The following is a 26772-nucleotide window of genomic DNA, read 5'->3' as shown; positions in this document are numbered from 1 at the left end:
CGGTCGGCCGGCAACCGGACGCCGCCTCTGTACGCAAGGCCCTGCCGCACGGCGGGGCCTTGCGCGTATCCGTTCTGTCCTAGATCAGCCCGTGCTCGCTCAGGTACTCCAGCTGCGCCAGCACCGAGAGTTCCGCCGCGGGCCACAGGGACCGGTCCACGTCCGCGTACACCTGCGCCACCACCTCCGACGCCGTCCGGTGCCCGGCCTCGACCGCCGTCTCCACCTGGGCCAGCCGGTGCGCGCGGTGCGCGAGGTAGAACTCGACCGCGCCCTGCGCGTCCTCCAGCACCGGTCCGTGCCCCGGCAGCACCGTGTGCACGCCGTCGTCGACGGTCAGCGAGCGCAGCCTCCGCAGCGAGTCGAGGTAGTCGCCGAGCCGCCCGTCCGGATGCGCGACGACCGTGGTGCCGCGTCCGAGGATCGTGTCCCCCGTCAGCACCGCCCGGTCGGCGGGCAGATGGAAGGAGAGCGAGTCCGCGGTGTGCCCGGGGGTCGGCACGACGTGCAGCTCCAGGCCCCCGACGGTGATCACATCGCCCGTGGTCAGGCCCTCGTCGCCGAGGCGCAGCGCCGGGTCCAGGGCGCGCACGTTCGTACGGGTCAGCTCGGCGAAGCGCGCCGCGCCCTCCGCGTGGTCCGGGTGCCCGTGGGTGAGCAGGGTGAGCGCGATCCGGCGGCCCGCCCGCTCGGCGGTGTCGATGACGGCCCGCAGATGTGTGTCGTCCAGCGGGCCCGGGTCGATGACGACCGCGAGGTCGGAGTCGGGCTCGGCGACGATCCAGGTGTTGGTGCCGTCCAGCGTCATCGGCGAGGCGTTGGGGGCGAGGACGTTGACGGTACGGGCGGTGGCGGGGCCGGACAGCACCCCGCCGCGTGGCTGCCCGGGCAGCGCGGCCGCGTCGCTCATGCGGCTTCACCCCCCGAACCACCAGCACCCTCCGCACCACTGGCACCGCCCGGCCCGCTCGGGATGTGCTTGGTGAACTCGTCGTGTCCAGGCCAGCTCAGCACCAACTCGTCACCCTCCAGCCGTGCCTGTGCCAGTACGGGGGTGAGGTCCTGGGAATCCGCCGCCTTCAGGGCCTCGGCGGCTGTCCCGTACGGCCTCAGCGCCCGCAGCGTCGACACGGTCGGCGGCATCATCAGCAGCTCGCCCCTGTCGTATCCGTCGGCGGCCTCGCCGGGCCCGATCCACACCGTGCGGTCGGCCTCCGTGGAGGCGTTGCGGGTGCGCTGGCCCTCGGGGAGCGCGGCGACGAAGAACCAGGTGTCGTAGCGGCGCGGTTCGAACGCGGGGGTGATCCAGCGCGCCCAGGCGCCCAGCAGGTCGGAGCGGAGCACCAGACCGCGCCGGTCCAGGAACTCCGCGAAGGACAGCTCCCGGGCGACCAGTGCCTCGCGGTCGGCCTCCCAGTCGGCGCCGGTGGTGTCGCTGACGACCGCGTCGGCGGTCGGACCGGCGAGGAGAACGCCCGCCTCCTCGTACGTCTCACGGACCGCCGCGCAGACGATGGCCTGCGCCTCGGCCGGTGTATCGACGCCGAGCCGCTCGGCCCAGCTCTCCAGCGCGGGTCCGGCCCAGCCGACGGGCCGGTCGTCGTCGCGCGGGTCGACTCCGCCACCCGGATAGGCGTACGCCCCGCCGGCAAAGGCCATGGAAGCGCGACGGCGCAGCATGTGGACGGCGGGGCCGCCCTCGGTGTCAGCGGCAGGATCCCGGAGCAGCATCACGGTGGCGGCCCGCTTCGGGGTCGCGGCCGTCAGCTCGCCTGCGGCGAGTGCCCGGATCCGGTCGGGCCATTCCGGTGGGTACCACTGACCATTGGACATGGCCGGAGGCTATCCGGAACCGCGACGATGTTCGAGAGGCACGTTGATCCGTACATGCCCCGTACACACATGATCCCGCCCGGTCATCACGACCGGACGGGATCAGAGATCAGGCAGCGGACTGCGGGTGGACGGCAGCGGCCGTCGAAGGCCACGGCGGACGTACGGCTCAGGTCCTGACGGACCGCAGCGGCCCCGCGGCAGCGACCGCCGACGAACGGCAGCGGACGCACGGCTCGGGCCCGGCAGACCGCCCGCAGCAGACCTACGGCTCAGGCTCAGGCCCCGACCAGCTCGACCTGGACCTCGACCTCCACCGGCGCGTCCAGCGGCAGCACCGCGACGCCCACCGCGCTGCGCGCGTGCACGCCCTTGTCACCGAGGACCGCGCCCAGCAGCTCGCTGGCGCCGTTGATCACGGCGGGCTGCCCGGTGAAGTCGGATGCCGAGGCGACGAAGCCCACGACCTTCACGACACGCGCGATCCGGTCCAGGTCGCCCGCGACGGACTTCACGGCGGCCAGCGCGTTGAGCGCGCAGGTCTTCGCCAGTTCCTTGGCCTCGTCGGGCGTGACCTCCCCACCGACCTTGCCGGTGACCGCGAGCTTGCCGTCCACCATCGGCAGCTGGCCGGAGGTGTAGACGTACACCCCCGACTGCACGGCCGGCTGGTACGAGGCCAGCGGCGGCACGACGCCCGGCAGCGTCAGCCCGAGCTCGGCGAGCTTCGCCTCGACGGCGCCCGCCATTACGCCTTCTCCCGCTTCAGGTAGGCCACGAGCTGCTCGGGGTTGTTCGGGCCGGGAACGACCTGGACCAGCTCCCAGCCGTCCTCGCCCCAGGTGTCCAGAATCTGCTTGGTCGCGTGCACGAGAAGGGGCACGGTCGCGTATTCCCACTTGGTCATGGCCCGACTGTAATGCCTGGCACGCGCAGCCTCGTGCGTAGCCCGTGGCCCGACTGGTTAGGCTCGAATACGTGAGCAGGTTCCAGGTCGTCAGCGGCAAGGGTGGTACCGGTAAGACCACGGTCGCCGCCGCCCTCGCGCTCGCCCTCGCGACCGAGGGCAGGCGCACCCTCCTCGTGGAGGTCGAGGGCAGGCAGGGCATCGCCCAGCTCTTCGAGACGGAGTCCCTTCCCTACGAGGAGCGCAAGATCGCCGTCGCGCCGGGCGGCGGCGAGGTGTACGCCCTCGCGATCGACGCCGAACGCGCCCTTCTCGACTACCTCCAGATGTTCTACAAGCTCGGCGGCGCGGGCCGGGCGCTCAAGAAGCTCGGCGCGATCGACTTCGCCACCACGATCGCGCCCGGTGTACGGGACGTGCTGCTGACCGGCAAGGCCTGCGAAGCCGTACGCCGCAAGGACAAGCAGAACCGGTACGTCTACGACTACGTGATCATGGACGCCCCGCCCACCGGGCGCATCACCCGATTCCTCAATGTGAACGACGAGGTGGCGGGGCTGGCCAGGATCGGCCCGATACACAATCAGGCGCAGGCCGTGATGCGGGTGCTGAAGTCCCCGGAAACAGCTGTCCATCTGGTGACTCTGCTTGAGGAGATGCCGGTCCAGGAGACCGCGGACGGCATCGCGGAGCTGCGGGCCGCCGAACTGCCGGTCGGCCGGGTCATCGTGAACATGGTGCGACCGCATCTGGTGGACGAGGACGCGCTGCGCACCGCGGCGGGCGGCCGCCGCAAGGAGATCGCCAAGGCGCTGACCCGGGCGGGCGTGACCGGCTCCGCGGGGCTCGTACGCCCCCTGGTCGAGCAGGCCGCCGAGCACGCCCAGCGGGTCGAGCTGGAGCGCGAGCAGCGTGCGGTGCTCGCGGGCCTGGAACTGCCGGGGTACGAACTCCCGCTGATCGGCGAGGGTATGGACCCGGCCGGGCTCTACGACCTGGCGACCGAGCTCCGCAAGCAGGGCGTGGGTGACGGGGTGGGCGAAGGGGCGGGACAAGGGGTGGGTACATGACACAGGGCACGGACGCGGACGCGGCGACAGACACGGCCACGGACTCGGCCGCGGGCAGGGCCACCGCCACGGCCACCGCACCCGCCCCCGCCCCCGCCCCCGCGCTGGACACCGACGCGCTGCTCGACGACCCCGGCATCCGGATCGTCGTGTGCTGCGGTTCGGGCGGGGTCGGCAAGACCACGACCGCCGCGGCGCTGGGCGTACGGGCGGCCGAGCGCGGCCGTAAGGTCGTCGTCCTCACCATCGACCCGGCGCGCAGGCTCGCCCAGTCCATGGGCATCGACTCGCTGGACAACATCCCCCGCCGGGTATCGGGCATCGACGGCGAGAGTGCCGGGGAACTGCACGCCATGATGCTCGACATGAAGCGGACCTTCGACGAGATCGTCGAGGCGCACGCGGACGGCGAGCGGGCCCGCGCGATCCTGGAGAACCCCTTCTACCAGTCCCTGTCGGCCGGTTTCGCGGGCACGCAGGAGTACATGGCGATGGAGAAGCTCGGGCAGCTGCGGGCGCGCAACGAGTGGGACCTGATCATCGTCGACACCCCGCCGTCGCGCTCCGCGCTGGACTTCCTGGACGCACCGAAGCGGCTCGGTTCGTTCCTGGACGGAAAGTTCATCAAGCTGCTGATGGCCCCGGCGAAGATGGGCGGCCGGGCCGGGATGAAGTTCCTCAATGTGGGCATGTCGATGATGACCGGCACCCTCGGCAAGCTGCTCGGCGGTCAGTTCCTGCGCGACGTACAGACCTTTGTGGCGGCGATGGACACCATGTTCGGCGGCTTCCGCACCCGGGCCGACGCCACGTACAAACTGCTGCAGGCGCCCGGTACGGCGTTCCTCGTCGTCGCGACACCGGAGCGGGACGCACTGCGCGAGGCGGCGTACTTCGTGGAACGGCTGGCCGCGGAGGAGATGCCGCTGGCCGGCCTGGTGCTCAACCGTGTCCACGGCAGCGACGCCGCCCGGCTCTCCGCCGAGCGCGCACTGGCGGCCGCAGAAAATCTTGACGGGGTCGGCATTGTGGATCAGACGGCCGGGAAGGCTGGACTTCGTGACCCGGACGATTGGTCGGTCGCCTCTCCCGAAGCCGAAGCCGTAACCGCAGCCGTAACCGATCCCGATCTTTCCGAGCGCGAGGACATCGAAGACCGCGAACCGGATCCCGAAGCCGCAACCGGAACGAGGACCGTGACCGAGGCCGCTTCCGTCGAGCAGCTGACCGCAGGTCTGTTGCGACTGCACGCGGAACGGATGCAGGTGGTCGCGCGCGAACAGCGCACACGCGACCGCTTCACCGCGCTGCACCCCGAGGTCGCCGTGACCCAAGTGGCCGCACTGCCCGGTGACGTACATGACCTCGCAGGGCTTCGGGCCATCGGGGACCGGCTCGCGACCGGTTCCGCCCCGGCCGGAGCTGCGTAGCCGTCCGTCCGGTCTACCCCACCGCGGCGTACCTCTCGTGCAGTTCGTCGTCGTCCAGCCCGATCGCCACGGGCAGGATGCCCGTGGACTGCTCGTACTCGCTGCGCGCGGTCTCCAGCAGCCGGCGCCAGGACGTGACGGTCGGGCGCCTGCGCAGCAGTGCGCGGCGCTCCCGCTCCGTCATTCCGCCCCACACGCCGAATTCGACGCGATTGTCCAGCGCATCGGCCAGGCACTCGGTCCGCACCGGGCATCCGGTGCACACCGCCTTGGCCCTGTTCTGCGCTGCCCCTTGTACGAACAGTTCATCCGGATCGGTAGTGCGGCAGGCTGCCTGCGCACTCCAGTCGGTTACCCAGCCCATCACGGCGCCGTCCTCTCCCGAATCGAGGCTCCCCCACGGCGGTAGCGGCATATTCACCGCTGCCAGTTGAGGACGTTACGGAAGGCAGCGACAGCACAACACCCCCTTCGGGCCCAATCTTGAATGGCCCGAACGGACTATGCGTATGCGGCAGATCACCCAGGGGAGTGAGGTGAGGACATAACTGACCATCCCGGCAGAATCGGGGCATTTCACCTGGATCACAACGGACGTTCGATGACACAGGAGGCGAATTCGGGAGTGCCTGAACTCGTGGCCGGATCGTGCACGGGGGTTGATACGCAACGGGACTGCTGTGACAGTTGAGTGCAGCTTAGGCCAAGGCATATACGTGTGTCCGGCGAATGAGAACGTAGGCTGCCCCCATGCCAAAGAAGCGCTCGGGCGGGGGTCTCTCGACGACCCAGCAGGCCGCCAAGTTCCTCGGTGTCGCCGCACTTTCCGGAGTTGTGCTCGCGGGCATCGCGCTGCCGGCCGCCGGAGCACTGGGTCTTGCCACCAAGGGGACGGTCGAGGGATTCGACGAGATCCCGGCCAATCTCCGGACTCCGCCGCTGAGCCAGCGCACCACGATCCTGGACAACAAAGGCGGAATGATCGCCTCGGTGTATTCGCGCGACCGCAAGGTGGTCGAGCTGAAGGACATCTCGCCGTACATGCAGAAGGCGATCGTGGCGATCGAGGACGCCCGCTTCTACGAGCACGGGGCGATCGACCTCAAGGGCATCCTGCGCGCGCTGAACCGCAATGTGCAGACGGGCGGGACCGCGCAGGGAGCTTCGACGCTCACGCAGCAGTATGTGAAGAACGTCTTCGTGGAGGAGGCCGGCGACGACCCGGACAAGGTCGCGGAGGCCACTCAGCAGACCATGGGCCGCAAGATCCAGGAGCTGAAGTACGCGATCCAGGTCGAGGAGAAGCTCGGCAAGAAGCGGATCCTGACGAACTACCTGAACATCACCTTCTTCGGGCAGCAGGCGTACGGCGTCGAGGCCGCCTCCCAGCGCTACTTCTCCAAGTCGGCAAAGGACCTGACGCTGGAGGAGGCCGCGCTGCTGGCCGGCATCGTGCAGTCGCCGAGCCGCTACGACCCGGTCAACGACACAGCAGAGGCGACCAAGCGCCGCAACACCGTGCTCCAGCGCATGGCCGACGTCGGTGACGTCTCGCAGGCCGAGGCCGACAAGGCGAAGGCGAACCCGATCAAGCTGAAGGTCAAGGAGCCGAAGAACGGCTGCATCACGGCCGTCAGCGGTGCCGGCTTCTTCTGTGACTACGTACGTCACGTCTTCCTCTCCGACCCGGTCTTCGGCAAGACCAAGGAGGACCGGGCCAAGATCTGGAACCAGGGCGGTCTGACGATCCGGACGACGCTCGACCCGCAGTCCCAGCAGTCGGTGCAGAGCTCGATCAAGAACCACGTCTACAAGTCGGACAAGGTCGCGACGGCCGTGACGCTGGTCCAGCCGGGCACCGGCAAGATCATGGGAATGGGCCAGTCCAAGCCGTACGGCTTCGGGTCCAACGAGACTCAGTACAACTACTCGGTCAACAAGAGCATGGGCGGCTCGAACTACGGCTTCCCGACCGGTTCGACGTTCAAGCCGTTCCTCGCCGCTGCGGCCATAGAGGGCGGCAAGCCGGCCACGCAGACCTACCCGGCCCCGTACGAGATGGACTACCCGGACACGGTGCGGTCCTGCGGGAAGCCCTGGGTCAACGACGGCGTGCCGAAGTATCACCTGGAGAACGAGAACGAGTCCGAGAAGGGGCCGTACCCGCTGAAGGTGGCGATGGAGAAGTCCGTCAACACCTACTTCGTGCAGATGCTCCAGGACATCGGCATGTGTCCGGTATCGAAGATGACCGACAAACTGGGTGTGGTGCAGGGCGACGGCACCAAGCTGCCGCAGAACCCGTCGACGCTGACCCTCGGTTCCAACGGCCTGTCGCCGCTGACGATGGCCAGTGCTTACGCCGCCTTCGCCAACCGCGGTACGTACTGCACGCCGATCGCCATCGAGTCGGTCAACACGGCGGACGGCACCTCGCTCCCCGTGCCGAAGACCACCTGCTCGCAGGCGATGTCACAGACGACGGCGGACACCGTCAACACCCTGCTGCGCGGCGTGGTCGACTCCGGTACCGGTCAGGAGGCCGGCCTCCAGAGCCGCGACAACGCGGGCAAGACCGGTACGACCGACGCCCGTAAGAACGCCTGGTTCGTCGGCTACACGCCGAACATGTCCGGCGCGGTCTGGGTCGGCAGCCCGTCCCAGAGCGTCGAGATGGAGCGCATCACCATCGGTGGCGTGTACCAGGACAAGGTGTACGGCGGGCAGGTCCCCGGACCGATATGGCGTGACGCGATGACGGGCGCCCTCAACGGCGTGCCCGCCCCCGCCTTCAACACCGTCAACATCCCGGACCCGCCGGAGCACGGCGACGAGGACGAGGACAACGCCAGGCCGGGCCCCGGAGGCAAGAAGCCCGGCAAGAAGCCCGGCAAGAAGAATCCGTTCCCCGGCATCAGCATCCCGCCGGACCTGATCGGCGGGAACACCGGCGGCCGCGGCGGCCAGACCAACGGCGGTACGCAGGGGCCCTGACCCGTACGGTTCACGCACGGTTCACGCACATGAAGGTGGGGCGCCCCGGATCGATCCCGATCCGGGGCGCCCCACTTCGTACATTCCTGTCCGTACGTCGCGCGGCCTCAGCCCGCCAGGAGCTTCTTCACCGCGGCGGCCACCCGGCCGCCGTCCGCGAGCCCCGCGACCTTCGGGTTCACGATCTTCATGACGGCGCCCATCGCCCGCGGCCCCTCGGCCCCGGCGGCCTTCGCCTCCTCGACGGCGGACGCCACGATCGCGCCCAGCTCGTCATCGCTCAGCTGCTTCGGCAGGTACGCGTCGAGCAGTTCGCCCTCGGCCTTCTCGCGCTCGGCCTGCTCGGTCCGGCCGCCCTGGGCGAAGGCCTCGGCCGCCTCGCGGCGCTTCTTCGCCTCCTTGGCGATCACCTTCTGCACCTCGTCGTCGGAGAGTTCGCGCGCCGTCTTGCCGCTGACCTCCTCCTTCGTGATGGCGGTGAGGGTCAGCCGGAGCGTGGACGAGGTCAGCTCGTCACGCGCCTTCATGGCCGTGGTGAGGTCTTCCTTGAGCTTGGACTTGAGCGTGGTCATGTGCCGATTGTGGCAGGTACGGGGCGCCCACCGCCCGCCGGTTTTCTTGACCCCGCACCGTGTCTGCGACGATGGGCACATGCGCGCACGCTACGGAGTACCCCTGAAAGTCACGGCAGTCGGCGCAGCGGTCGGCGCTGTCGGCCTCGCCTACGCCGCCGGGTTCGAGGCCCGCTCGTTCCGCCTGCGACGGGTCACCATCCCCGTACTCCCGCACGGGGCACGTCCGTTGCGCGTACTCCAGGTCTCCGACATCCACATGGTGAGCGGCCAGCGCAAGAAGCGCACCTGGCTGCAGTCGCTGGCCGGCCTGCGCCCGGACTTCGTCGTGAACACCGGCGACAACCTCTCGGACCCCGAGGCCGTGCCCGAGCTGCTGGACGCGCTCGGTCCGCTGATGCAGTTCCCGGGTGTGTACGTCTTCGGCTCCAACGACTACTACGGCCCCAAGCTCCGCAACCCTGCCCGCTACCTCTTCGAGAAGGCCCAGGGCAGGCACGGCCTCAACGGGAACACCCCCGCGGTCGGCGTCGTCCACAACCCGTGGGAGCCGATGCGCGACGCCTTCGACGAGGCGGGCTGGCTGGGCCTGTCCAACACCCGCGGCCGCCTCAAGACCGACGGCCTGGAGATCGCCTTCACCGGCCTGGACGACCCGCACATCAAGCGCGACCGCTACGCGGAGGTGGCGGGCGGCCCCGAGACGGGCGCCGACCTCTCGATCGGCGTGGTCCACGCCCCCTATCTGCGCTCCCTGGACGCCTTCACCGCGGAGGGTTACCCCCTGATCCTGGCCGGTCACACCCACGGCGGCCAGCTCTGCATCCCCTTCTACGGGGCCCTGGTCACCAACTGCGACCTGGACACGGACCGGGTCAAGGGCCTCTCCACCCACTCCGTCGAGAACCACCGCGCCTACCTCCACGTCTCCGCAGGCTGCGGCACCAACCGCTACACCCCGGTCCGCTTCGCCTGCCCGCCCGAGGCGACCCTGCTGACCCTGACGCCCCGGGACTGAGCACCCACGGCCCCCTCGCCCTCAGCGGCACATAAACCGGATTTCGTCTGCGGGCGCGGGTGGGCTAAAGTAATCGATGTCGCCGGGACATCGGTGGCGATCGGGGTGTAGCGCAGCTTGGCAGCGCGCTTCGTTCGGGACGAAGAGGTCGTGGGTTCAAATCCCGCCACCCCGACAGCTGAAATACCAGGTCAGGGGCCTGATCCACTTAGTGGATCAGGCCCCTGAGTGGTTTCCAGGGCTCTTTTGGGAGCCGTTTGGGAGCCGACTTCCTGAGCGGCTCCCCGCAGGGGGCCGCTCAGGAAGTGGCGGCCGTACGCCTGCTCCGGTCGTCGAGGACGATGACGGCGGGGCCGTTCTCCTTCTCCGCCTCGTGCGTCACCTGGTCCACCGCGAGGGCAGTCCTGCGGTAGACGGCCGCGGCCAGGGCCCAGGTCGCCGGGTCCTGGTCCTTCCCGGACGCGGCGCTCGTCTCGTGGTCACGAATCACCTGCCACATGGTGGTGAGCAGGGCGAGCAGGGACCTGCCCGATAGTGATGTCTGGATGCGCCCGTCGTCCACGTCATCGACCTGCTCCGGAAGGCGGAAGTGGGGGCGGCCGCTGGTCTGCTCGGCAATGAAGTCCCACGTCTCGCGATGGCAGACCAGCTGTGCGGAGGCGATGGACGCCGCGGACAGCAGTCGCCCCAGGTGAGCCCTGTCGTCCTCTTGGCCTGCCGCAGAAGTATCTTCGCGAGGACTCTTGGCGGGAGACTCGGGTGGCGCGGCGATCTCCCCTGCGGCGCGGGCTTGGCCGTGAGCGGTGCGGACTTCTTCAAGCGGATCCACCCGGGCTTCGTTCCTCTCGACAGGTTCGATGGCTTTGGACGGTGCCGCCGACGCTTCCGCCCCGTGCGGGTCTTCGATGGCAGCCGGCTGCTCCACCGGATCGGCGACGACGACTGGCGCCGGGAGATCCGGCGCCCGCGCCTCAGGGGGCGCCTTGGTGTTCTGCTCCATGCGCTGGCTCAGGGCCTCCAGGCTGCTTCGGGTGTCGGCCAAATCGGTGATCATCCGCTCCTGGCGCCGACGAAGCTCGCGGTTCTCCTCACGCAGCCCGAGCGTGCCCTGTGCCACAGACTCCAGGACCTTCTGGCGACTCTGGTCCAGGGTCACGTACAGCGCACTCAATCCCGTGGCCGGATCCTCAAGTGCTGTGCGTATCACTTCGAGTTGACCACGCCATGCAACTCTCCCTCTACCGACAGTGACGACCGCAGATGTCTCCCCGACTCAGGGTCGGACAATGCGATGATTTCCAGCCGAATCACTATTCCGCTTGTGCACGGATCGGCAGACCGGTACGACCATGACCATGCACCGTTGGTCGCGTCTCAACGATCGCCAGCTGACCCTGCTCACCCGCATCGGAGACGGGTCCGACCCCGTCACGGCGGACAGCCCCGAGCTCGCCGTCACCGCCCGCGCTCTCAGAGGCCGTGGTCTGATCACCATGCCGAGGCACGGTGGGAAGTGGCGGGCGGAGATCACTGATGCGGGGCGCTTCTATCTGAAGCACGGTCATCACCCGGACCGGCCGGAGCGGGCTCCGCAGAAGCAGCGGTCGGCGCCAGCTCAGGCGAAGTCACTGACTCCCCTTCCCCCTCGGCAACAGGCCGCGCCGCCAGACGAGAAGAAGCCAGCCCCGCAGCCGCCCGTGAAGCCGCCACGGCAGTCACCGGCGAAAGTCGGCACGACCTTGATCGCAGAGGTGCAGAAGGCTGGGCGCTTCCTCCGCGTCCCGGACCCGAGCGACGAGGAGCGGGCCCGCTACCGGAGAGCATTCGACGCGGCGCGGCAGTGTGCTCCTGAGGGATACCACCTGAAGTACAGCGGGCGGGCGAAGGGTGACTTCTTCCTCGGCCTGCTCAGGGTGACCGGCGAGGACGACACCGAGTGGAACCGGATCCGCCTGGCGCGCAGCCGTGTGATCACCGACGTTGACGACGTGATCGCCGCGGTGACCGCGGACCACAGCGCCTTTGAGGTCTCGGAGGAGGTCCTTCCCCGGGTGCTCTCACTGCTCCGGCTCCTCGCCGAGCAGGCCCTCGTCCTCCATGGCGAGATCGCGGTGTCCAAGAAGCGCAGGCAGCCGAGACCCCTGCTCACCATCCACGGCAGGGCGTACGAGATCAGCTTCCGCGAGCGGGAGAAGCAGGTGCGGTACGTGCCCAAGCAGCCGGGCCGGCGTACCTACGACTGGCAGCGGGTCACTCCGCCGCACCGGTTCGAGCCGTCCGGCGAGCTGGAGCTGCATTTCAGCCAGCACTCGGGCTACAGCTACGCCTCCGGCTGGAAGAAGGACTGGGCCGACACCGCCAAGAAGCCGCTGGAGGACCAGATCGGTTCGGTTTTCCGAGCGCTCAAGGCACGTGCTGAAGAGCAGGAGCGGGCTCGGCTGGAGCGGGAGGCTGAGCAGCGACGGCTGCGGGAAGAGCGGGAAGCGGAACAGCAGCGACTGCGCAAGGAGCGGGAGCGGCAGGAGGAAGAGCGCCGTCGTCGGGAAGCGGAGGAGAAGGAGCGTAGGCAGCGGGAGTGGAAGGCGGCTGTCAGCGTCGCGTCCATCAAGGCAGTGGACGCGGTGCGTGCCGAGCGCACGATCTTTCCGTTCTCGGTCTCCTCGACCGACCAGGCACTGGCGAGGCTGTCCACGATGAACAGGCCGCGCCCGCTTGCAGCCACCGTCCCTTCGTCAACAGATGAGTTCGAAGGTCGGACAGGGACGGCAGTGATGTCGGCCCCGCGGTCAACGACGCCCAACGCCGCACCGAACTCGTAGACCTCAACCCTTATGAGGACCGCACCGCTGCTGTGCTGGATGGCGTTGGCGATGAGCTCGCTGGCCACCAGCATGGCGTCGAAGAGGTGATCCTCCGCCTTGCCGTCCAGGACGTCGGCCAGGACGGTACGGGCGGCGCGCTGCGGGGCATCGAGTCCGTCGAGCACCACATCACGGTGGATCAGCAGGTCTCCGAGGCTCCGGTCATGTACCAGTTCAGCGGTTGTCGGGGGCACCCTCGTCTCCTCGCATCGGGAGGGGAGTTACGCGGTGACTGCGTCCGTGGCCTCGGTGTCGTCGTCGAAGGTCATCTCCGGTGCGGGTCGGCGGAAGCCCTTGGTCAGGACGGCCAGGTAGACGACGCCGATCGCCAGCCAGACGCCGCCGATCTGGAGTGCGACGTCATCGAGCTTCGTGAGCAGGTAGAGGGAAACGCCGGCGCCGATGACCGGCATCACCAGGTACGAGAAGAGGTTGGGAGTGCGGCCGTGTCTGCGCTCTCGGACCAGGTGGGCGATCACGCAGATGTTCACCAGGGTGAAGCCGAGGAAGGCGCCGAAGTTGATGAATGAGGTGGCTGTGGTCAGGTCGAGTTTCATGGCGATGACACCGGCGGCCGCGGTCAGCAGCAGGTTCAGGACGGGCGTGCCGGTCTTCTTCGACAGGTTGCCGAAGACGGCCTTGGGCAGTGCGCCGTCGCGTCCCATGACGTACATGAGGCGGGCGGCGGAGGCTTGCAGGGCGATACAGGAGGCGATGGATCCGGCGATGGTGACGAAGTTGATGATCTCGGCGTACGTCTCGCCACCGACCTGGACCTTCAGGTGGTAGGCGGCCGCGTCGACGTCGGCGAACTTCGCGCCGGGGTGGACCAGTTGCATCACGAAGGACAGCACGATGAAGATCGCTCCGGCGGCGATGACGCAGCCGATGATGCCGCGGCCGATCGTCCTCGCCCCGCCCCTGGCCTCTTCGCCCAGCGTGGAGACGGCGTCGAAGCCGAGGAAGGAGTACGCGGCGATGGCGGCGGCCGCCGTGACCGCGCCGATCGAAGTGCCGGAGTTCCACAGGGCGTCCGTGGCGGGGGCGGAGGAGCCGTGCTTGCCGAGGAAGACGACACATAGGGTGGCGAAGAGGACCAGCGACCCCAGAGCGATGAACATCAGGACCTTGTTGACGCGGTCCGCGAGCTTCATGCCGAAGACGTTGATGGCGGTGGTGATGCCCACCGAGACAATCAGCCAGACCCACTTGGGTATCTCGGGGAACTGGGCGTTGAAGTAGATCGCCGTGATCAGCCAGCCGACCATCGGGATGAAGAAGTAGTCGAGCAGCATCGCCCAGCCGGACAGGAAACCGATGCGGCTGTCGAGCATCTTGCGGGCGTAGGTGTAGACCGACCCCGCGCCGGGCACGGCGCGCGCCATCTTCGCGTAACTCAGCCCGGTGAGCAGCATCGCGAGGGTGGCGATGGCGAACGCGGTCGGGGCCGCGCCGCCGCTGGTGGCGGCGACCACGCCGAACATCGTGACGACGATGCCAGGGGAGATGTAGGCCAGGCCGAACAGGACGACGGAGAAGAGGCTCAGGTCGCCCTTCAGTCTCATGGTGTTCCCAGTGGTCTCGCTGGTCATCGTGGTGGCTCCTCGGTGGTGTGGGCGGGGTTCCAGGTGGCGGGGTCGATGCGGCCCCCGTACAGCGGGAGTTCGAGGGCTGGGTCGCCGGGGCGGAACTGGTCCCAGATCCGGTTGAGACCGGCGGTGCCGTAGCGGCGGACGTTGCTGACCTCGTCGAGGTCGATCACGTCGGTGAGGGTGGAGTCGCCGGCGTCGACGGTTTCGGCGCGCACCGTGCCCTGTGGATCGATGACGAGGCTGCGGCCGGTCCCTGATGGGGCAGCGGAATTGACGCTGGCGACGAAGACCTGATTGGTGATGGCGTTGGCGCGGTTGAGGACTACTTCCTGCGCGCGGTCGCTCGTCGACGTGCGGACCACGTTGACGATCAGCTCTGCGCCCATCCAGGCCAGATGGCGGGAGATCTCCGGGAACCAGGTGTCGTAGCAGATGGACAGTCCGATGCGGCCGACCCCGGCGAGGTCGACGACCTCGAACCGGTTGCCGGGTGTGGTCGTCTCGTACGGGCGCCACGGGCAGATCTTGCGGTACGCGGCGAGGCGCTCACCCTGTGGTGAATAGACCGGTGTCGTGTTGTGGACACGGTCGCCGGTGCCTCGCTCGTAGACGCTGCCGGGCACCAGCCAGATACCCAGATCCCCCGCCAGCTCGGCGAAGGCCGCATCACGTTTGCCGTCGAGCGGCTCGGCCTCCTCCTCCGGGGCGGCCGGGACGCCGGGGGCGCTCTCGCCGAGGTGCAGTTCGGGGTAGACGACGAGGGCGCCGGGTGCGCGCAGTTTCACGCGCCGCTCCACGTCGGCGGCAAAGCCTGTGAGGTCGTCGGCCGGGCGGCCGGGCGCCTGGGCGAGGATCAGGGGCAGGGGGCGGGCCATGCGGGAACCAGCCAATCGAAGGATTGTTGTACGAGGAGAAGTCGACGGAGATTCGGGCGCCGACGGCCAGAGATTCCGGACGGCGGGGCCGAGGGTGGGACAAGAATGCAGCCAGTCGGCCATAGCTTCAAATACTTGTAAGGGTTTGTTAACATGCCTTTGAGGCATGACGGTGTCATGCCTCCTCCGTCTCCCGAAGGACCACCGCCATGGAACTCCGAGTGCTGCGCTACTTCCTGACCATCGTGGAGACCGGTTCCGTCACCAAGGCTGCCGAAGCGGTCCGCGTCGCCCAGCCCTCGCTGTCGCGCCAACTGCGCGGCCTGGAAGGGACCGTGGGGATGACACTCTTCGACCGCGGCGGTAAGCAGATGGTCCTGACGGCGGCCGGCCAGCGCTTCCTTCCCCTGGCCCGCGACCTGGTCGCCCGCGCGGACACCGCCGAGGCCGCAGTCGGTGCGCTGGCTGCCGGTTGTGCCATGCGGATCACCGTGGCGGCGCCGCCCACCACCATCACCGACGTGATCGCGCCGTTCCTGGCCACCTGGGGGCCGGAGGATCCGCTCGTCACCGTGCAGGCGGAGAGTCCGGCACATGCGTACCAGGCCCTTGCGAGGGGCGCCGATGTAGCCATCTCCTCGGCACCTTCGAGGCGCCGTTTCGCCGGGCTCCCGGTGGCCCACCTGCCGCTGTGGGCCTACGTCCGTGCCGACCATGCCTGGGCGGACCGGGACCGCGTCACCATCAGGGAACTTGCCGCGGAGCCCCTCATCGTCCTCACCCCGGCGCACGGCACCCGCCGCATCCTGGACCATGCCGTGCAGGATGCGGACGCCTCGTACGACATCGTGCTCGAATGCGACACCCCGCACGTCGCACAGGCCATGGCGGCCTCGGGCCATGGTGTCGCGGTGGTCTCCGACGATCCCCGCTTCGACCTGCACCCGCTGCTGATCCTCGACAACACGGGCGAACCGCTGCAGATCCACCTGCACGCGGCGTGGGACGCCGGGCACTATGCGCTGCGCAGCATCGAGGCATTCGCGGCCGGGTTGTCACGTTTTTGTGTCGAGCGGTACGGGCCACAGGTCGCCGCCCGCCTATGAACTGCAGCGACGACTACGGACCACGGCCCTCACCACGACGCGAGGCGTGAGCGCACGCCGACCCGACGGCCGACAGGCCAAGGAGAGCTGGAGGTATGCCTGCCAGGCAGCCTGACCAGACCGGACAGGCATTGGACGGCGGCCCCGGTGCGACCCACCATGCGGCGGTATCCCGCATCAGCTGCCAACCCGAGAGGACATCGGACCATGCCGAGACCGTTCCCCACCCGACGGCTACGCCGTGCCGCTACCGTCGCCGCCGTGCTCGCGGGGCTGTTCGCCGTCCCGCCACCGACGATGGCGGCACCCGCCGCAACCGCCGCAACCGCACCCGTACCGGGTGATCCGCTCACCGGAAGCGGCGCGGTGAACCGGACCGAACTCACCGCCGGCCAACTCACCGGAGGCAGCGCCGAGGACACCGTCTCCGACAGCGCTTTCGCCCTGCCGGCGCAAGCGGCGCCTCCCACCCACAGCTTCGAAGGCACCCTCACCCTCAACGGCCTTTCCACCGCCGGCGGATTCCGCGCACTGAAAGACCCGAACGGATACGCAGACACAGCGGCGACCCGGCACCTGCCACCGGTCGACATCGCGCTCGTGCAGAACGGCAGCCACCTCGTCCCGGCGAAGCGCGGGTTGCAGTACACGGGGAACCAGGCGTGGAACCTGGCGGTGGGACCCGGCCGCGCGTGGAACGAGGACGGTGACGGCCAACGCACCCGCGCCTCCCTGCCGTTCGCGCTCGTCGAGCGCAACGCCAACTGCGTGCACAACGGCACCCTGACATTCCTCTTCGACGACACATCGGTCTCCGAAGTCCGCTACCAGATCACCGCGGAGACCTGCGAGTACTTCCAGTTCGACATGTGGGGCCAGGTACCGGCCGACTACCGGCCCGGCCCCGTCGACGGCGCCGAGAACCTGCGCGACGCATATGCCTCCGAGGTCAAGGACCGGCTCCCGACCAAGCCCATCTCGGCGCTGGCCACCGACTACCCGGACAGTGGCGTGGACGTGACGAAGTTCGGCTCCGGCATCACGCCGTCCGCGCTGAGCACCTTCGGCGTCAACTTCCACGGAGTCCACTACGTGGGCAACTGTCGCACCAGGCAAGGGGAGTACCCGTTCTGCGGCCAGATGCTTCTGCCTTCGTACTCGACCGCGAAGTCGGCGTTCGCGGGAACAGCCATGCTGCGTCTGGCGCAGCGCTACGGTCCGGCCGTGGCCCAGGAGAAGCTCTCCGACCGAATCCCTGAGACCGCCGGCAACGCTGCCTGGAGCGGCGTCACCCTCGACCACACCCTCGACATGGCCACCGGGAACTACACCTCGCCCGGCTACGAGAGGGACGAATCGGGGAGAACCATGGCGAACTTCTTCGCAGCCGAGCCCTACGCCGACAAGATGCGACCCGCTCTGTCCTTCCCGCGTCGGGCCAGCCCCGGCAGCAAGTGGGTCTACCACACCTCCGACACTTTCCTCGCCGCCCAAGCGATGAACAACTACCTGCAGGAGAAGACCGGTTCGGACGCCGACATCTTCGACATGCTCCGCGACGACGTGCTCCAACCCATCGGCATCGGGCCCGACTCCCTCGTCTCCTCCCGCACCGACAACAGCCCCGGCGGAGCCCCCTTCGGCGGCTACGGCATGTTCTGGACGCAGGACTCCATCGCCAAGTTCGCGAAATTCCTCAACAACGACCACGGCACCGTCAACGGCGAGCAGATACTCGACCCGGCACTGCTCGCGGCCACCATGCAACACACACCGGAGAACCGGGGCATGACCACCACCGGCACCAAGCCCATGAAGTACCAGAACGGCTTCTGGGGCCGAGAGTTCACCTCCGCCGATAACCCCGCCTACACCAGCCCCTTCTACGTACCCTTCATGTCGGGATACGGCGGCATCACCGTCGCGATGATGCCGAACGGCGCCACCTACTACTACTTCAGCGACAACAACGAGTTCAGCTGGAACGCCGCCGTCGCCGAAGCCAACAAGCTGGCGCCCATGCCCAGCGCGGCAGCTACTACGAGATAGACCCCATCGAACGCACCCTAGGGGCGGACAGTTCAGCCTCCTGCGTGTATTCACGCTCCTGCCCGTCGGGTACTACAACCGATGGGCAGGAGCGTGCCCGGGTGCGTCATTCGAACCCGTGCCGAGGACGGTACCGAGCCAGCAGGCATCCGCCCGAGAGGCGGCGCCGCGACCGCGGGATCGCCGAGATCGGCGCCAAGAACGAGCTGTAGCCCGACTCACTGCAGCCCTACGGGCCCAGCACGAACACACCAGGAGCACCCGGACGGGGAGCCATCTGGGAGCCGACTCGCTCCCCCAGGCCATCCGGGACAGCGCGAGACCCACCCAGCCCAACGCACCGATCTGGGCAAACAGCGAACCGGCAGGTGTCGATCTTGACCGAACCTCATTCGGGACGAAGAGGTCGTGGGTTCAAATCCCGCCACCCCGACAGCTGAAATACCAGGTCAGGGGCCTGATCCACTTAGTGGATCAGGCCCCTGAGTGGTTTCCGGAGATCATTTGGGAGAGATCCGGGAGAAGACCTTGGTCGGGGTCTCCCCGAGGACAGCCTGCGGTCGACTGCGAAGTGGGGCGTTTGGAGGCAGCGCTACGCATGCCGTCGCGAAGCCGGTTGCCGCGTTCGCCAACGGCCGAGTGTCAAGCAGGCCGGTGCGCCGTTTCGGCCTCGGTCATGGCGCGGCCACGGCAGGCCAGGTGTTGCCGTGGGTCGAGCAGGGCGTTGCCGCCCAGACCCAGGTTGATCAGCTCCACGCCGCCCCGGGCGGTGGCCAGTGCCGGCCAGATGGCAGTCGGGCTCTCCGCATTGGAGCCGTGGCTGATCGAGCTGCCGTGGTGCAGCCACACCCTGCGGCCACGGTCCGGCGCGGCCTCGACCGGGGCGTCGGTGCGCAGGGCGATCAGCTCGGTGATCTCGTTGTACGGCAGCCAGATCTCGATGTCCTTCACCCCGGCAGGCAGTTCGGTGAACCGGACGGTGCCGGTCGGGCCGGGACTGGTGACCGCGGACGGGGTGGCCATGTCGATGGTGAGGACGTTGCCGCCGGACGCGGTGGACCGGCCGGTGAGACGGCCGTCGACGAGCAGGTCGTACACGCCGCCGGGAAGGGGCGGGGCGCCCTTGTAGACCGTCTTCGTGGGGAGCACGTCCAGCTCGACGGCGGTGGCCCGGGTACGGAAGCCGGCCGCACACCGGAGGGCTTGGCCTCGGTCATGGCCAGGTTTTCATCGGGGAACTGCTTGTGCGCCCAGGCGGGCAGCCGGTGCGGCAGTACGCGGTGTGCGGTGCGTTCCGCATCGAGGGCGCCGCGCAGGATGCCCGGTTCGACAGGCGTGGTGATCCAGTCGGTCACGTCGGCTTACTTACGGGGTGACGGGCTGTGCCCTTCAGGGCTCACGCCGCGGTGACCTTGGCCGCGAAGGCATCCAGATTGCCCGACATGCGCGCGAGCCGCTCGTCCAGCGTCAAGGACTCCTCGTACTGCCCGGTACGCAGCTTCGGCTGCCGCCTGCCACGCAGATACAGGGAGCAGGCGAGGTCCGCGCAGATGTAGATACCGACCGTGTTGCCCTCGCGGCCCCGGGCGCCCGCCAGAGGGGCAGCGAGCAGGGTGACCCCGGAGGAGGCGTGACCTGTCAGGCAGATCTGGCACATGCTGGACTTCACGGCGCTGGTACGCCTCACGGAGGGTATACGCAGAGATACCCCCAGTGGGCCCTGCGCCCGGGGCACCACGAGGTGCGCCCGCAGCGGCGCTCCCGGATCCACCCAACCCAAGAAGTCCAGGTCCTCCCAGGGCAGTTCGCCGAAGTCGAGCGGCAGCCGAAGCCGCGCCGCTTCGCCCTTGGTGCAGTTCACGAAGGATGAGCGGATCTTTTTCTCGCTGAGCGGTTCCACGGGCATCGACACTATGTCCGCCCCGGCCGGCCCGCATCTCAATATTCGCGTGATTCGCCGGGCAGGCCCTGGAGCCCCACCACGCTCGGCGCGCGGCGGGCCCGCTCGGTCCGGACCGCCGCGGCATCACGCACGTACGGCCGGTAGAAGAGCGAGATGAGCAGGCCGTTGCCCAGGGTCAGGAGCACCAGCAGCCACAGGAACGCGGTCCGCAGGCCGACCACGTCGCCGAGGTAGCCGACGCCCAGCGTGGTGAGCGCCCAGCCGACCGATTCGGCGGAGAGCATCAACGCAAAGCCGGCGCCGCGCAGTTCGGGCGGTGTCACGGCGCTGAGGAGAGGACGGTTGATGCCGGGGTTGAAGCCCTGGATGAACGCCATCAGGGCGAAGAACCAGGCAAAGACGACGATGGATCCCCAGTCGAACTGGGTGCCGAAGAAGGCGATCACCGCATAGCTGATCATGCCGGTCTGGAACACGGCGATCCGGCCCGCGTTCGGGTGCCGCCGGTGAATGCGGTCGGTGAGCATCCCGCCGACGACCGTACCGACGAAGAACGCGAGCGCGGTGGGCAGGACGGTGAGGGACGCCTGCGCGTTGCTGAAGCCGTAGACGTCGGTCAGGAACACCACACCGAAGCTGAGCAGCACGAACTGCCCCGTCGTCAGTCGCTGGAGCAGGATCAGGACGAAGGTCCGGATGGCGAGCAGCTCCCGGATCCGGCCCCAGGTCAGCGGAGTCTGCTGTCGCTCGCTCGCCGCTGCCCGGTCGAGCTCTGGTTCGGACGCCCCCACGCCGGGGTCGCGGAGAAACAGCAGGATCAGGATCCCGAAGAGGATCTGCAGGGCGCCGCCTGCGAAGAAGCCGTAGCGCCACCCGTCCTCGAAGCGGGAGAGCTGGCCGAGCAGCGGGCCCAGGACCGCGGTGAACAGGGCGATGCAGCCGTAGAGGTAGCCTGCCGCGCGGCCGCGGGAGGCGTCGTCGTAGAGGTCGGAGAGAATCACGTTGACCAGCGGCCCGCCACCGGCCACCCCCGCGGCGGCGATGGTGCACATGATGACGAGCTGCGTGTAGTCCTGGACGAAGCCCGTCCCGATGGTCCACACCCCCCACAGGCCGGCACAGCCCGCGAGCACCTTCTTGCGGCCGTGGCGCTGGGCCACGACCACCCACAGCGGACCGCAGACCACGCCGACCAGCTTGGCGAGCGCCACCAGCCAGCCGAGTGCGGCGAGCGGGAGCCCGAGGGCACTGCGCAGTGCCGGGAACATCACCGAGGTCACGCTCATCTCGGTGTTGTCCATGCTGGTGATCCCGACGAGCAGCCCGAGCTGCCGCGCACGGCCGGAATCCTTCCTGTCGGCCGGGGCTCTCTTCACGACCGCTCCCCCTTCTTCTGGTGGAGCGCACCCCAGCGACGCATCAGTTCGGCGGTACGGGGTGGGTGCGGGGCGTGCCAGGGCACCGGCACGTTGAGGGTGGCAAGCCGTTCTTCCAGGTCCGCCGCGAGACGGTCCCGGCCGGTGTCCCGCAGGTGCTGTGCGTAGCGGATGGGATCGCTGTAGTAGACGGGCCCGGTCTGGAGGTTGCTCTGCATCGGGTCCGGCAGACAGCCAGGCCGTCCCGCGTACTCGTGCCACCACTCGGCGAGGTGCGCGCGCATGCGCGCCGTCAGCTCGGGTTCCTCGTCGAGGAGATCGTGGGTGAGGTGGGGATCCTCGGTCACATGGAAGAGATGCTCCCACTCGGCGCGGAAGCTGCCCGGGTGGTACGTCCGCATGTAGAGGTGGTCGCGGGTGCGGACGGCCCGTTGGTAGGTGTGGGCGCCGTGGCCGAGGACCAGATATTCGCGCGAGGTGACCGGTTCGCCGCGCAGTGCCGCCGCGAAGGATTCGCCCTGCCAGCCGACGGGCTTGTCCAGGCCGATCAGCTCGCAGAGGGTGGGCGCGAGGTCGATGTTGTAGAGGAGGGCGTCGTTGCGGCGGGCCTCGTCCGGGAGGTCGTCGGTGAGGCCGGGCCAGTGGACGACGAGCGGGAGCCGGTGGACGGGTTCGCTCGCCATGCCGTGCTCGGCGTACATGCCCAGCTCGCCGAAGGACTCGCCGTGGTCGGCGCTGACGATCACGGCCGTTTCGCCGGCGATCCCCAACTCCTCCAGCGTCGCCATGAGTTGGCCGAAGTAGTGGTCCCAGTAGCTGATGGCACCGTCGAAACCGTTGATCAGGTGCTCGAAGTCGGCGCGGGAGGTGATCGCGTCGGGCATGTTGTGCGGGACGGGCGATGCGCCTGTGCCGCCCATGGGTGAGGGGTGCAGGTCGAGGGCGCTGCGGGGCCCGTATATCTCGGCGTGCGCGGTGATGGTCTCCTCGTCGGGCCATTCCTGGACGGGGCCCGAGGCCGCCATGCGCTCGGTCCACTCGGCGGGCTGGGTGTAGTTCGTGTGCGGTTCCCAGTACGTCAGGTGGAGATACCAGTCCTCTTCGTCCGCGTGCCGGTGCAGCCAGTCGATCGCCGCCTTGTTGATGTCCTGGGCCTCTTCGTCGCCCCAGTTGCCGGTGGCGCGGATCGACTCGCGGAAGTTGCCGTGGAAGAAGTACGCGCGGTGCCGCTCGGCGAAGACGGATATCGCCGCCGTGTAGTGGCCGCCCCAGCCCAGCCACTGGCCGAGCAGCGGCCGGTCGGGCTCGGGCGCGTGCCCGGATTCCAGCCGGAACTGGGCGTCGGCGCCGTAGTGGCCGATCACCCCGTTGGTGATGCCGAACTGCCCGCTCGTCAGGGCGGTACGGGAGGGAAGACACGGGGAGTCGGAGCAGTAGTAGCGGTCGAAGACCACCGACTTGTCGGCCAGCTTCTGGAGGTTCGGTGTGGTGGGGCGGTGATAGCCGTACGGGGTGGTGTGGTCGGCGCGGAGGGTGTCCACGTCGACGTAGATGATGCGCAAGAGGAACTCCTCGCGGAGGGGCACGTGCCGGGCGGGTGGCGGGTGTCGGGGTGCGGGGTGCGGGTGGGGCGGGAGATTTCATCGGCCGGACTCCAGGCGCTGGAGGGTGAGCTGGAGCCAGACGATGTACGAACGCGAGGAGGCGTAGCCGTCCTCATGGGCCAGGAGGTGGACCTCGCGGGCCCAGGCCGGGTCGATTTCGGGGATCTGCGCCTCGTAGTCGGGCAGCTCCAGCGCGCCGTTCTTGCCGGCTGTCTGCCTCAGCCGGTAGTCCAACTCGGTCCTGACCAGATCGATGGCGATCTCGCGGTCGAGCTGTCCGGCGAAGATGAAGCGGATCTTGAAGTCGGGGTCGTGCGGGCGTGTAGACGGCTCGTAGGGGGAGCGGGCCCAGTCGAGCAGGGCCGCTCGGCCGTCCTCGGTGAGCCGGTAGACCTTGGCGTCGGGGGCTCCGTCGCGCGGGTCGATGTCGTACTCGGCCCAGCCGCGCTCCACCAGTTTGGCCAGGCGACGGTAGATCTGCGGCAGCTGGACGCCGTATCCGAGGTACTGCCCCTTGCCGTCCATCCACCGGCGCAGGTCATACCCGGAGAAGCGTCGCAGGGCCAGAAGCCCCAGGATCACGAAATCGAGCTGCATGGGGCTTCCTATGTTCATTGGTATCTAGGCGGTGGTGTCAGGCTGAGGTCACGCGGAGCCGATGTCAAGGTCTCGCGCGCAGCGGAATCCCGCGTTGCCCCCGGAGCCGTCGGCCGTGTTCGCCGTGCGGGCGGCGACACGGTACCGGTTGCAGTACGAGACATGGCACAGGTACGAACCACCCCGGATCACCCGCGACGGGTCGCCCGGGGAGTCCGTCCACCGGTCGGCGCACCACTCCCAGACGTTGCCGGACATGTTGTGCAAGCCGAAACCGTTGGGCGGGAAGGCGTCGACCGGGCAGGTGGCCCGGTATCCGTCGGCGGCGGTGTTGCGCGCGGGGAACCGTCCGCGCCAGATGTTGCAGCGGTACTCGCCGTCGGGGTCGAGCTCGTCGCCCCACGGGTAGCGGCGCTGTTCGAGGCCGCCGCGGGCCGCGTACTCCCATTCCGCCTCGGTCGGCAGCCGGGATCCCGCCCAACGGCAGTACGCCTGGGCATCGTTCCAGGACACGTGCACCACGGGGTGGTCCGCGCGGGCCCCCAGGTCACTGCCGGGACCCTCCGGGCTGCGCCAGTCGGCGCCCGTCACGCCGCACCACCAGGGGGTCCGTTCCGGACGGGGCGAGATCCGGCGCAGTGCGGCGGGCAGGAAGCCGGCGAACACGTACGACCAGCCGATGCGTTCGGCGTCCGTGCGATATCCGGTGGCCGCAGTGAAGGCGGCGAACCGGTCGTTGCTCACCGCGTGCGCGTCGAGAAGGTACGGCCGGACGTGAACCTCGCGCACCGGGCCCTCACCGTCCCCGGGGAACCCCTCGGCGTCGTCCGTGCCCATCAGGAACGTGCCGCCGGGCAGCCGGACCATCTTCTCCGGGTCTTTGCCCGCGTACGCCACGGGAGCCGGAGCGGGAACGGATGCCGGCGCCTGCGAGGGTTCCAGGCCCCTCGGGGTGCCCGTGGGCATGCAGCAGGACCGGGGCGACGAACCGGAAGCGGGAGAGGGAGAGGGAGAGGGAGAGGCGGCGGAAGGGGTAGCTGAAGCGGTCATGGATTCCTCCTGAACCAGTGGTAGCCGTCCGCGACTCTATGTTCTAACGTACATAGCCACCAGACCCCCGAGGCCCATGGAGAGCTCCAATGAAGGCCATCATGGTGATGTTCGACAGCCTCAACCGGCGCTTCCTGCCGCCCTACGGAGCGGACTGGACCCACGCCCCGAACTTCACCCGTCTCGCCGAGCGCACCGTCACCTTCGACAACTGCTACGCCGGCTCCATGCCCTGCATGCCGGCCCGCCGCGAACTCCACACCGGCCGCCACAACTTCCTCCACCGCGGCTGGGGACCTCTCGAACCGTTCGACGACTCGATGCCCGAGCTCCTCACCGACCACGGCGTGTACACCCATCTCGTCACCGACCACCAGCACTACTGGGAGGACGGCGGCGCCACCTACCACGGCCGCTACCGCACCTTCGAGTTCTTCCGCGGCCAGGAGGGCGACGCCTGGAAGGGACACGTCGCCGATCCCGAGATCCCGGAGAGCATCCGGGTCAGGCGCGGCGAAGCCTGGCGCCAGGACTGGATCAACCGCGGTTATCTGACCGACGAGGCGGACCACCCGCAGACCCGCACCTTCGACGCCGGACTGCACTTCGTGCGCACCAACCACCGCGAGGACAACTGGTTCCTGCAGATCGAGACCTTCGACCCGCACGAACCCTTCTTCAGCCACGCCCGCCACAAGGAGCACTACCCGCACGACTACACCGGGGCGCACTTCGACTGGCCCGACTACAAGCAGGTCCTGGAGACCGAGGAGGAAGTCGCCCACGCCCGCTACGAGTACGCGGCCCTGCTCTCCATGTGCGACAACTCCCTCGGCCGCGTCCTGGACACCATGGACGAACTCGCCCTGTGGGACGACACGTTGCTGATCGTCTGCACCGACCACGGACTGCTTCTCGGCGAGCACGGCTGGTGGGGCAAGAACGTCCAGCCCTGGTACGACGAGACCATCCGCACCCCGCTCTTCGTCTGGGACCCGCGCAGCCGCGCCTGCGGCGAACGCCGCCGCTCGCTCGTCCAGACGATCGACCTGGCCCCCACCCTCCTCGACCACTTCGGCCTGTCCCCCACCCCCGGCATGCTCGGCCGCCCTCTGGCCGCGACGGTCACGTCCGACACCCCTGTGCGCGAGGCGGGGATCTTCGGCTCCTTCGGCGGCCATGTCAGCGTCACGGACGGCCGGTACGTCTACATGCGGGCCTGCGCCGACCCGTCGAACCAGCCTCTTCACGAGTACACCCTCATGCCCACCCACATGCGCGGCCGCTTCACCCCCGGCGAGCTGCGCGACGCCGAACTCACCGGGCCCTTCCCCTTCACCAAGGACGTACCGCTGCTCAAGGTGCGCGGCTCCGCGATGTCCAATCCGTACGCCTTCGGCACGCTGCTCTTCGACCTGGCCGACGATCCGGGACAGGAGCGTCCACTCGTCGACGACGCCCTCGAACTGCGGATGGCCGGGCTCCTCACCGACCGGCTGCGGGCGGCGGACGCGCCCGCGGATCAGTACCGGCGGCTCGGCCTGCCCGAGACCGGGCCGGTCACCGGGGAACATCTCCTCGCCCGCGCCCAGTACGACCAGACCCGGTCCTCCCGCCGGCTGCCGCCCGACCCCGCCGACTACCCGGCCGGCTTCTGCAGCGTCCACACACCGATACGGGACCTTCTCAAGGACCCGCAGGCGGAGGAGGTGCTGCGCGGGCACTTCGGCCCTCTGCTCGACGGACCGTTCGCCAGGGTCGTAGGAGAACTCTCCCTCATCCAGGTCGCCGCCTTCTCCGTCGGCGTGCTCGGCCACGAGACGCTCGACTCCCTCGCGGCACAGCTCGCCGCCACCGGCTCCGATCACTGATCACTGCTCCCTGATCCCCCTGCTCCCTGATCACTGCTCCCCCTGCTCCCTGATCGCTGATCGC

At 68.8% G+C, this 26772-nt stretch carries 23 protein-coding genes, 1 tRNA gene and 1 pseudogene; 8 read left to right on the top strand and 17 right to left on the bottom strand.

Annotated features, from left to right (window positions below; genetic code table 11):
• Positions 1 to 79: 79 nt before the first annotated feature.
• The 4 genes from ACGFU7_RS31110 to ACGFU7_RS31095 form a co-directional block, all read right to left on the bottom strand.
• A complete protein-coding gene (locus tag ACGFU7_RS31110) occupies positions 80 to 910 on the bottom strand; it encodes an MBL fold metallo-hydrolase (RefSeq protein WP_393700181.1) in 831 nt (276 codons plus the stop codon).
• Positions 907 to 1833, bottom strand: coding sequence for an NUDIX hydrolase (locus ACGFU7_RS31105; protein WP_393700180.1), 927 nt, complete (start codon positions 1831 to 1833; stop codon positions 907 to 909). The genes ACGFU7_RS31110 and ACGFU7_RS31105 overlap by 4 nt, the downstream gene beginning before the upstream one ends.
• Positions 1834 to 2111: 278 nt before the next feature.
• On the bottom strand, positions 2112 to 2582 hold the full coding sequence (locus tag ACGFU7_RS31100; RefSeq protein WP_393700179.1) for a RidA family protein: 471 nt from the start codon (positions 2580 to 2582) through the stop codon (positions 2112 to 2114).
• Positions 2582 to 2740, bottom strand: a complete 159-nt coding sequence (locus ACGFU7_RS31095) for a DUF4177 domain-containing protein (protein WP_003967454.1) — start codon at positions 2738 to 2740, stop codon at positions 2582 to 2584. Before ACGFU7_RS31095 ends, ACGFU7_RS31100 begins: the two co-directional genes overlap by 1 nt.
• Before the next feature lie 71 nt (positions 2741 to 2811).
• Here ACGFU7_RS31095 and ACGFU7_RS31090 point away from each other — a divergent pair, with 71 nt between their 5' ends.
• Together ACGFU7_RS31090 and ACGFU7_RS31085 are read left to right on the top strand one after the other, a co-directional pair.
• Positions 2812 to 3810 carry an ArsA family ATPase gene (locus ACGFU7_RS31090; RefSeq protein ID WP_393700178.1) on the top strand — a complete coding sequence of 333 codons (999 nt, stop codon included), beginning with the start codon at positions 2812 to 2814 and terminating at the stop codon, positions 3808 to 3810.
• Entirely contained in the window at positions 3807 to 5240 is a 1434-nt protein-coding gene (locus ACGFU7_RS31085) for an ArsA family ATPase (protein WP_393700176.1), read from the top strand. The genes ACGFU7_RS31090 and ACGFU7_RS31085 overlap by 4 nt, the downstream gene beginning before the upstream one ends.
• Before the next feature lie 13 nt (positions 5241 to 5253).
• Here the strand turns inward: ACGFU7_RS31085 and ACGFU7_RS31080 are convergent, their stop codons facing one another.
• Positions 5254 to 5604 carry a WhiB family transcriptional regulator gene (locus tag ACGFU7_RS31080; protein WP_176740522.1) on the bottom strand — a complete coding sequence of 117 codons (351 nt, stop codon included), beginning with the start codon at positions 5602 to 5604 and terminating at the stop codon, positions 5254 to 5256.
• A 386-nt stretch (positions 5605 to 5990) separates the two neighbouring features.
• Between ACGFU7_RS31080 and ACGFU7_RS31075 the strand changes: the two genes are divergently transcribed.
• Positions 5991 to 8234 (top strand): transglycosylase domain-containing protein, encoded by a 2244-nt coding sequence (locus ACGFU7_RS31075; RefSeq protein WP_393700174.1) that lies wholly within the window; start codon positions 5991 to 5993, stop codon positions 8232 to 8234.
• A gap of 107 nt (positions 8235 to 8341) precedes the next feature.
• Here the strand turns inward: ACGFU7_RS31075 and ACGFU7_RS31070 are convergent, their stop codons facing one another.
• Positions 8342 to 8806 carry a GatB/YqeY domain-containing protein gene (locus tag ACGFU7_RS31070; RefSeq protein ID WP_327274430.1) on the bottom strand — a complete coding sequence of 155 codons (465 nt, stop codon included), beginning with the start codon at positions 8804 to 8806 and terminating at the stop codon, positions 8342 to 8344.
• Positions 8807 to 8885: 79 nt separating this feature from the next.
• Here ACGFU7_RS31070 and ACGFU7_RS31065 point away from each other — a divergent pair, with 79 nt between their 5' ends.
• Together ACGFU7_RS31065 and ACGFU7_RS31060 are read left to right on the top strand one after the other, a co-directional pair.
• On the top strand, positions 8886 to 9824 hold the full coding sequence (locus tag ACGFU7_RS31065; RefSeq protein ID WP_393700172.1) for a metallophosphoesterase: 939 nt from the start codon (positions 8886 to 8888) through the stop codon (positions 9822 to 9824).
• A 101-nt stretch (positions 9825 to 9925) separates the two neighbouring features.
• Positions 9926 to 9999 (top strand) — tRNA-Pro (locus ACGFU7_RS31060).
• 123 nt (positions 10000 to 10122) lie between these two features.
• Here the strand turns inward: ACGFU7_RS31060 and ACGFU7_RS31055 are convergent.
• The 5 genes from ACGFU7_RS31055 to ACGFU7_RS31035 all read right to left on the bottom strand — a co-directional run bounded on the left by ACGFU7_RS31055 (position 10123) and on the right by ACGFU7_RS31035 (position 15152).
• On the bottom strand, positions 10123 to 10995 hold the full coding sequence (locus ACGFU7_RS31055) for a hypothetical protein (RefSeq protein ID WP_393700170.1): 873 nt from the start codon (positions 10993 to 10995) through the stop codon (positions 10123 to 10125).
• Positions 10996 to 11881: 886 nt separating this feature from the next.
• Positions 11882 to 12121, bottom strand: a complete 240-nt coding sequence (locus tag ACGFU7_RS31050; RefSeq protein WP_393700168.1) for a hypothetical protein — start codon at positions 12119 to 12121, stop codon at positions 11882 to 11884.
• A gap of 23 nt (positions 12122 to 12144) precedes the next feature.
• Entirely contained in the window at positions 12145 to 12810 is a 666-nt protein-coding gene (locus ACGFU7_RS31045) for an ATP-binding protein (protein WP_393700167.1), read from the bottom strand.
• 96 nt (positions 12811 to 12906) lie between these two features.
• Entirely contained in the window at positions 12907 to 14277 is a 1371-nt protein-coding gene (locus ACGFU7_RS31040) for an APC family permease (protein WP_393700165.1), read from the bottom strand.
• Positions 14274 to 15152, bottom strand: coding sequence for a carbon-nitrogen hydrolase family protein (locus tag ACGFU7_RS31035; protein ID WP_383977327.1), 879 nt, complete (start codon positions 15150 to 15152; stop codon positions 14274 to 14276). The genes ACGFU7_RS31040 and ACGFU7_RS31035 overlap by 4 nt, the downstream gene beginning before the upstream one ends.
• Positions 15153 to 15361: 209 nt before the next feature.
• Here ACGFU7_RS31035 and ACGFU7_RS31030 point away from each other — a divergent pair, with 209 nt between their 5' ends.
• Both ACGFU7_RS31030 and ACGFU7_RS31025 read left to right on the top strand, forming a co-directional pair.
• Entirely contained in the window at positions 15362 to 16258 is an 897-nt protein-coding gene (locus tag ACGFU7_RS31030) for a LysR family transcriptional regulator (RefSeq protein ID WP_393700163.1), read from the top strand.
• Positions 16259 to 16465: 207 nt separating this feature from the next.
• Positions 16466 to 18307, top strand: coding sequence for a hypothetical protein (locus ACGFU7_RS31025; protein WP_393700161.1), 1842 nt, complete (start codon positions 16466 to 16468; stop codon positions 18305 to 18307).
• Between the two features lie 708 nt (positions 18308 to 19015).
• On the opposite strand, the pseudogene ACGFU7_RS31020 reads toward ACGFU7_RS31025, so the two are convergent.
• From ACGFU7_RS31020 to ACGFU7_RS30995, 6 genes and pseudogenes are all read right to left on the bottom strand, one after another.
• Positions 19016 to 19662: pseudogene (locus ACGFU7_RS31020) on the bottom strand (lipase); the annotation flags it as partial.
• A gap of 41 nt (positions 19663 to 19703) precedes the next feature.
• Positions 19704 to 20207 carry an FBP domain-containing protein gene (locus ACGFU7_RS31015; protein ID WP_393700232.1) on the bottom strand — a complete coding sequence of 168 codons (504 nt, stop codon included), beginning with the start codon at positions 20205 to 20207 and terminating at the stop codon, positions 19704 to 19706.
• A gap of 38 nt (positions 20208 to 20245) precedes the next feature.
• Positions 20246 to 21586 carry an MFS transporter gene (locus ACGFU7_RS31010; protein WP_393700160.1) on the bottom strand — a complete coding sequence of 447 codons (1341 nt, stop codon included), beginning with the start codon at positions 21584 to 21586 and terminating at the stop codon, positions 20246 to 20248.
• Positions 21583 to 23148, bottom strand: coding sequence for a sulfatase (locus tag ACGFU7_RS31005; RefSeq protein WP_393700158.1), 1566 nt, complete (start codon positions 23146 to 23148; stop codon positions 21583 to 21585). Before ACGFU7_RS31005 ends, ACGFU7_RS31010 begins: the two co-directional genes overlap by 4 nt.
• Before the next feature lie 78 nt (positions 23149 to 23226).
• Positions 23227 to 23787, bottom strand: a complete 561-nt coding sequence (locus ACGFU7_RS31000; RefSeq protein WP_393700156.1) for a PadR family transcriptional regulator — start codon at positions 23785 to 23787, stop codon at positions 23227 to 23229.
• Between the two features lie 48 nt (positions 23788 to 23835).
• Positions 23836 to 24753, bottom strand: a complete 918-nt coding sequence (locus ACGFU7_RS30995) for a formylglycine-generating enzyme family protein (protein ID WP_393700155.1) — start codon at positions 24751 to 24753, stop codon at positions 23836 to 23838.
• A 173-nt stretch (positions 24754 to 24926) separates the two neighbouring features.
• Between ACGFU7_RS30995 and ACGFU7_RS30990 the strand changes: the two genes are divergently transcribed.
• Entirely contained in the window at positions 24927 to 26708 is a 1782-nt protein-coding gene (locus tag ACGFU7_RS30990) for a sulfatase (protein ID WP_393700153.1), read from the top strand.
• Positions 26709 to 26772 lie beyond the last annotated feature (64 nt).

The organism is Streptomyces sp. NPDC048473, assembly GCF_043200155.1.
Lineage (GTDB): Bacteria > Actinomycetota > Actinomycetes > Streptomycetales > Streptomycetaceae > Streptomyces.
Note: the sequence above shows the minus strand (reverse complement) of the source record. Positions and strands in the feature narration are given on the sequence as shown.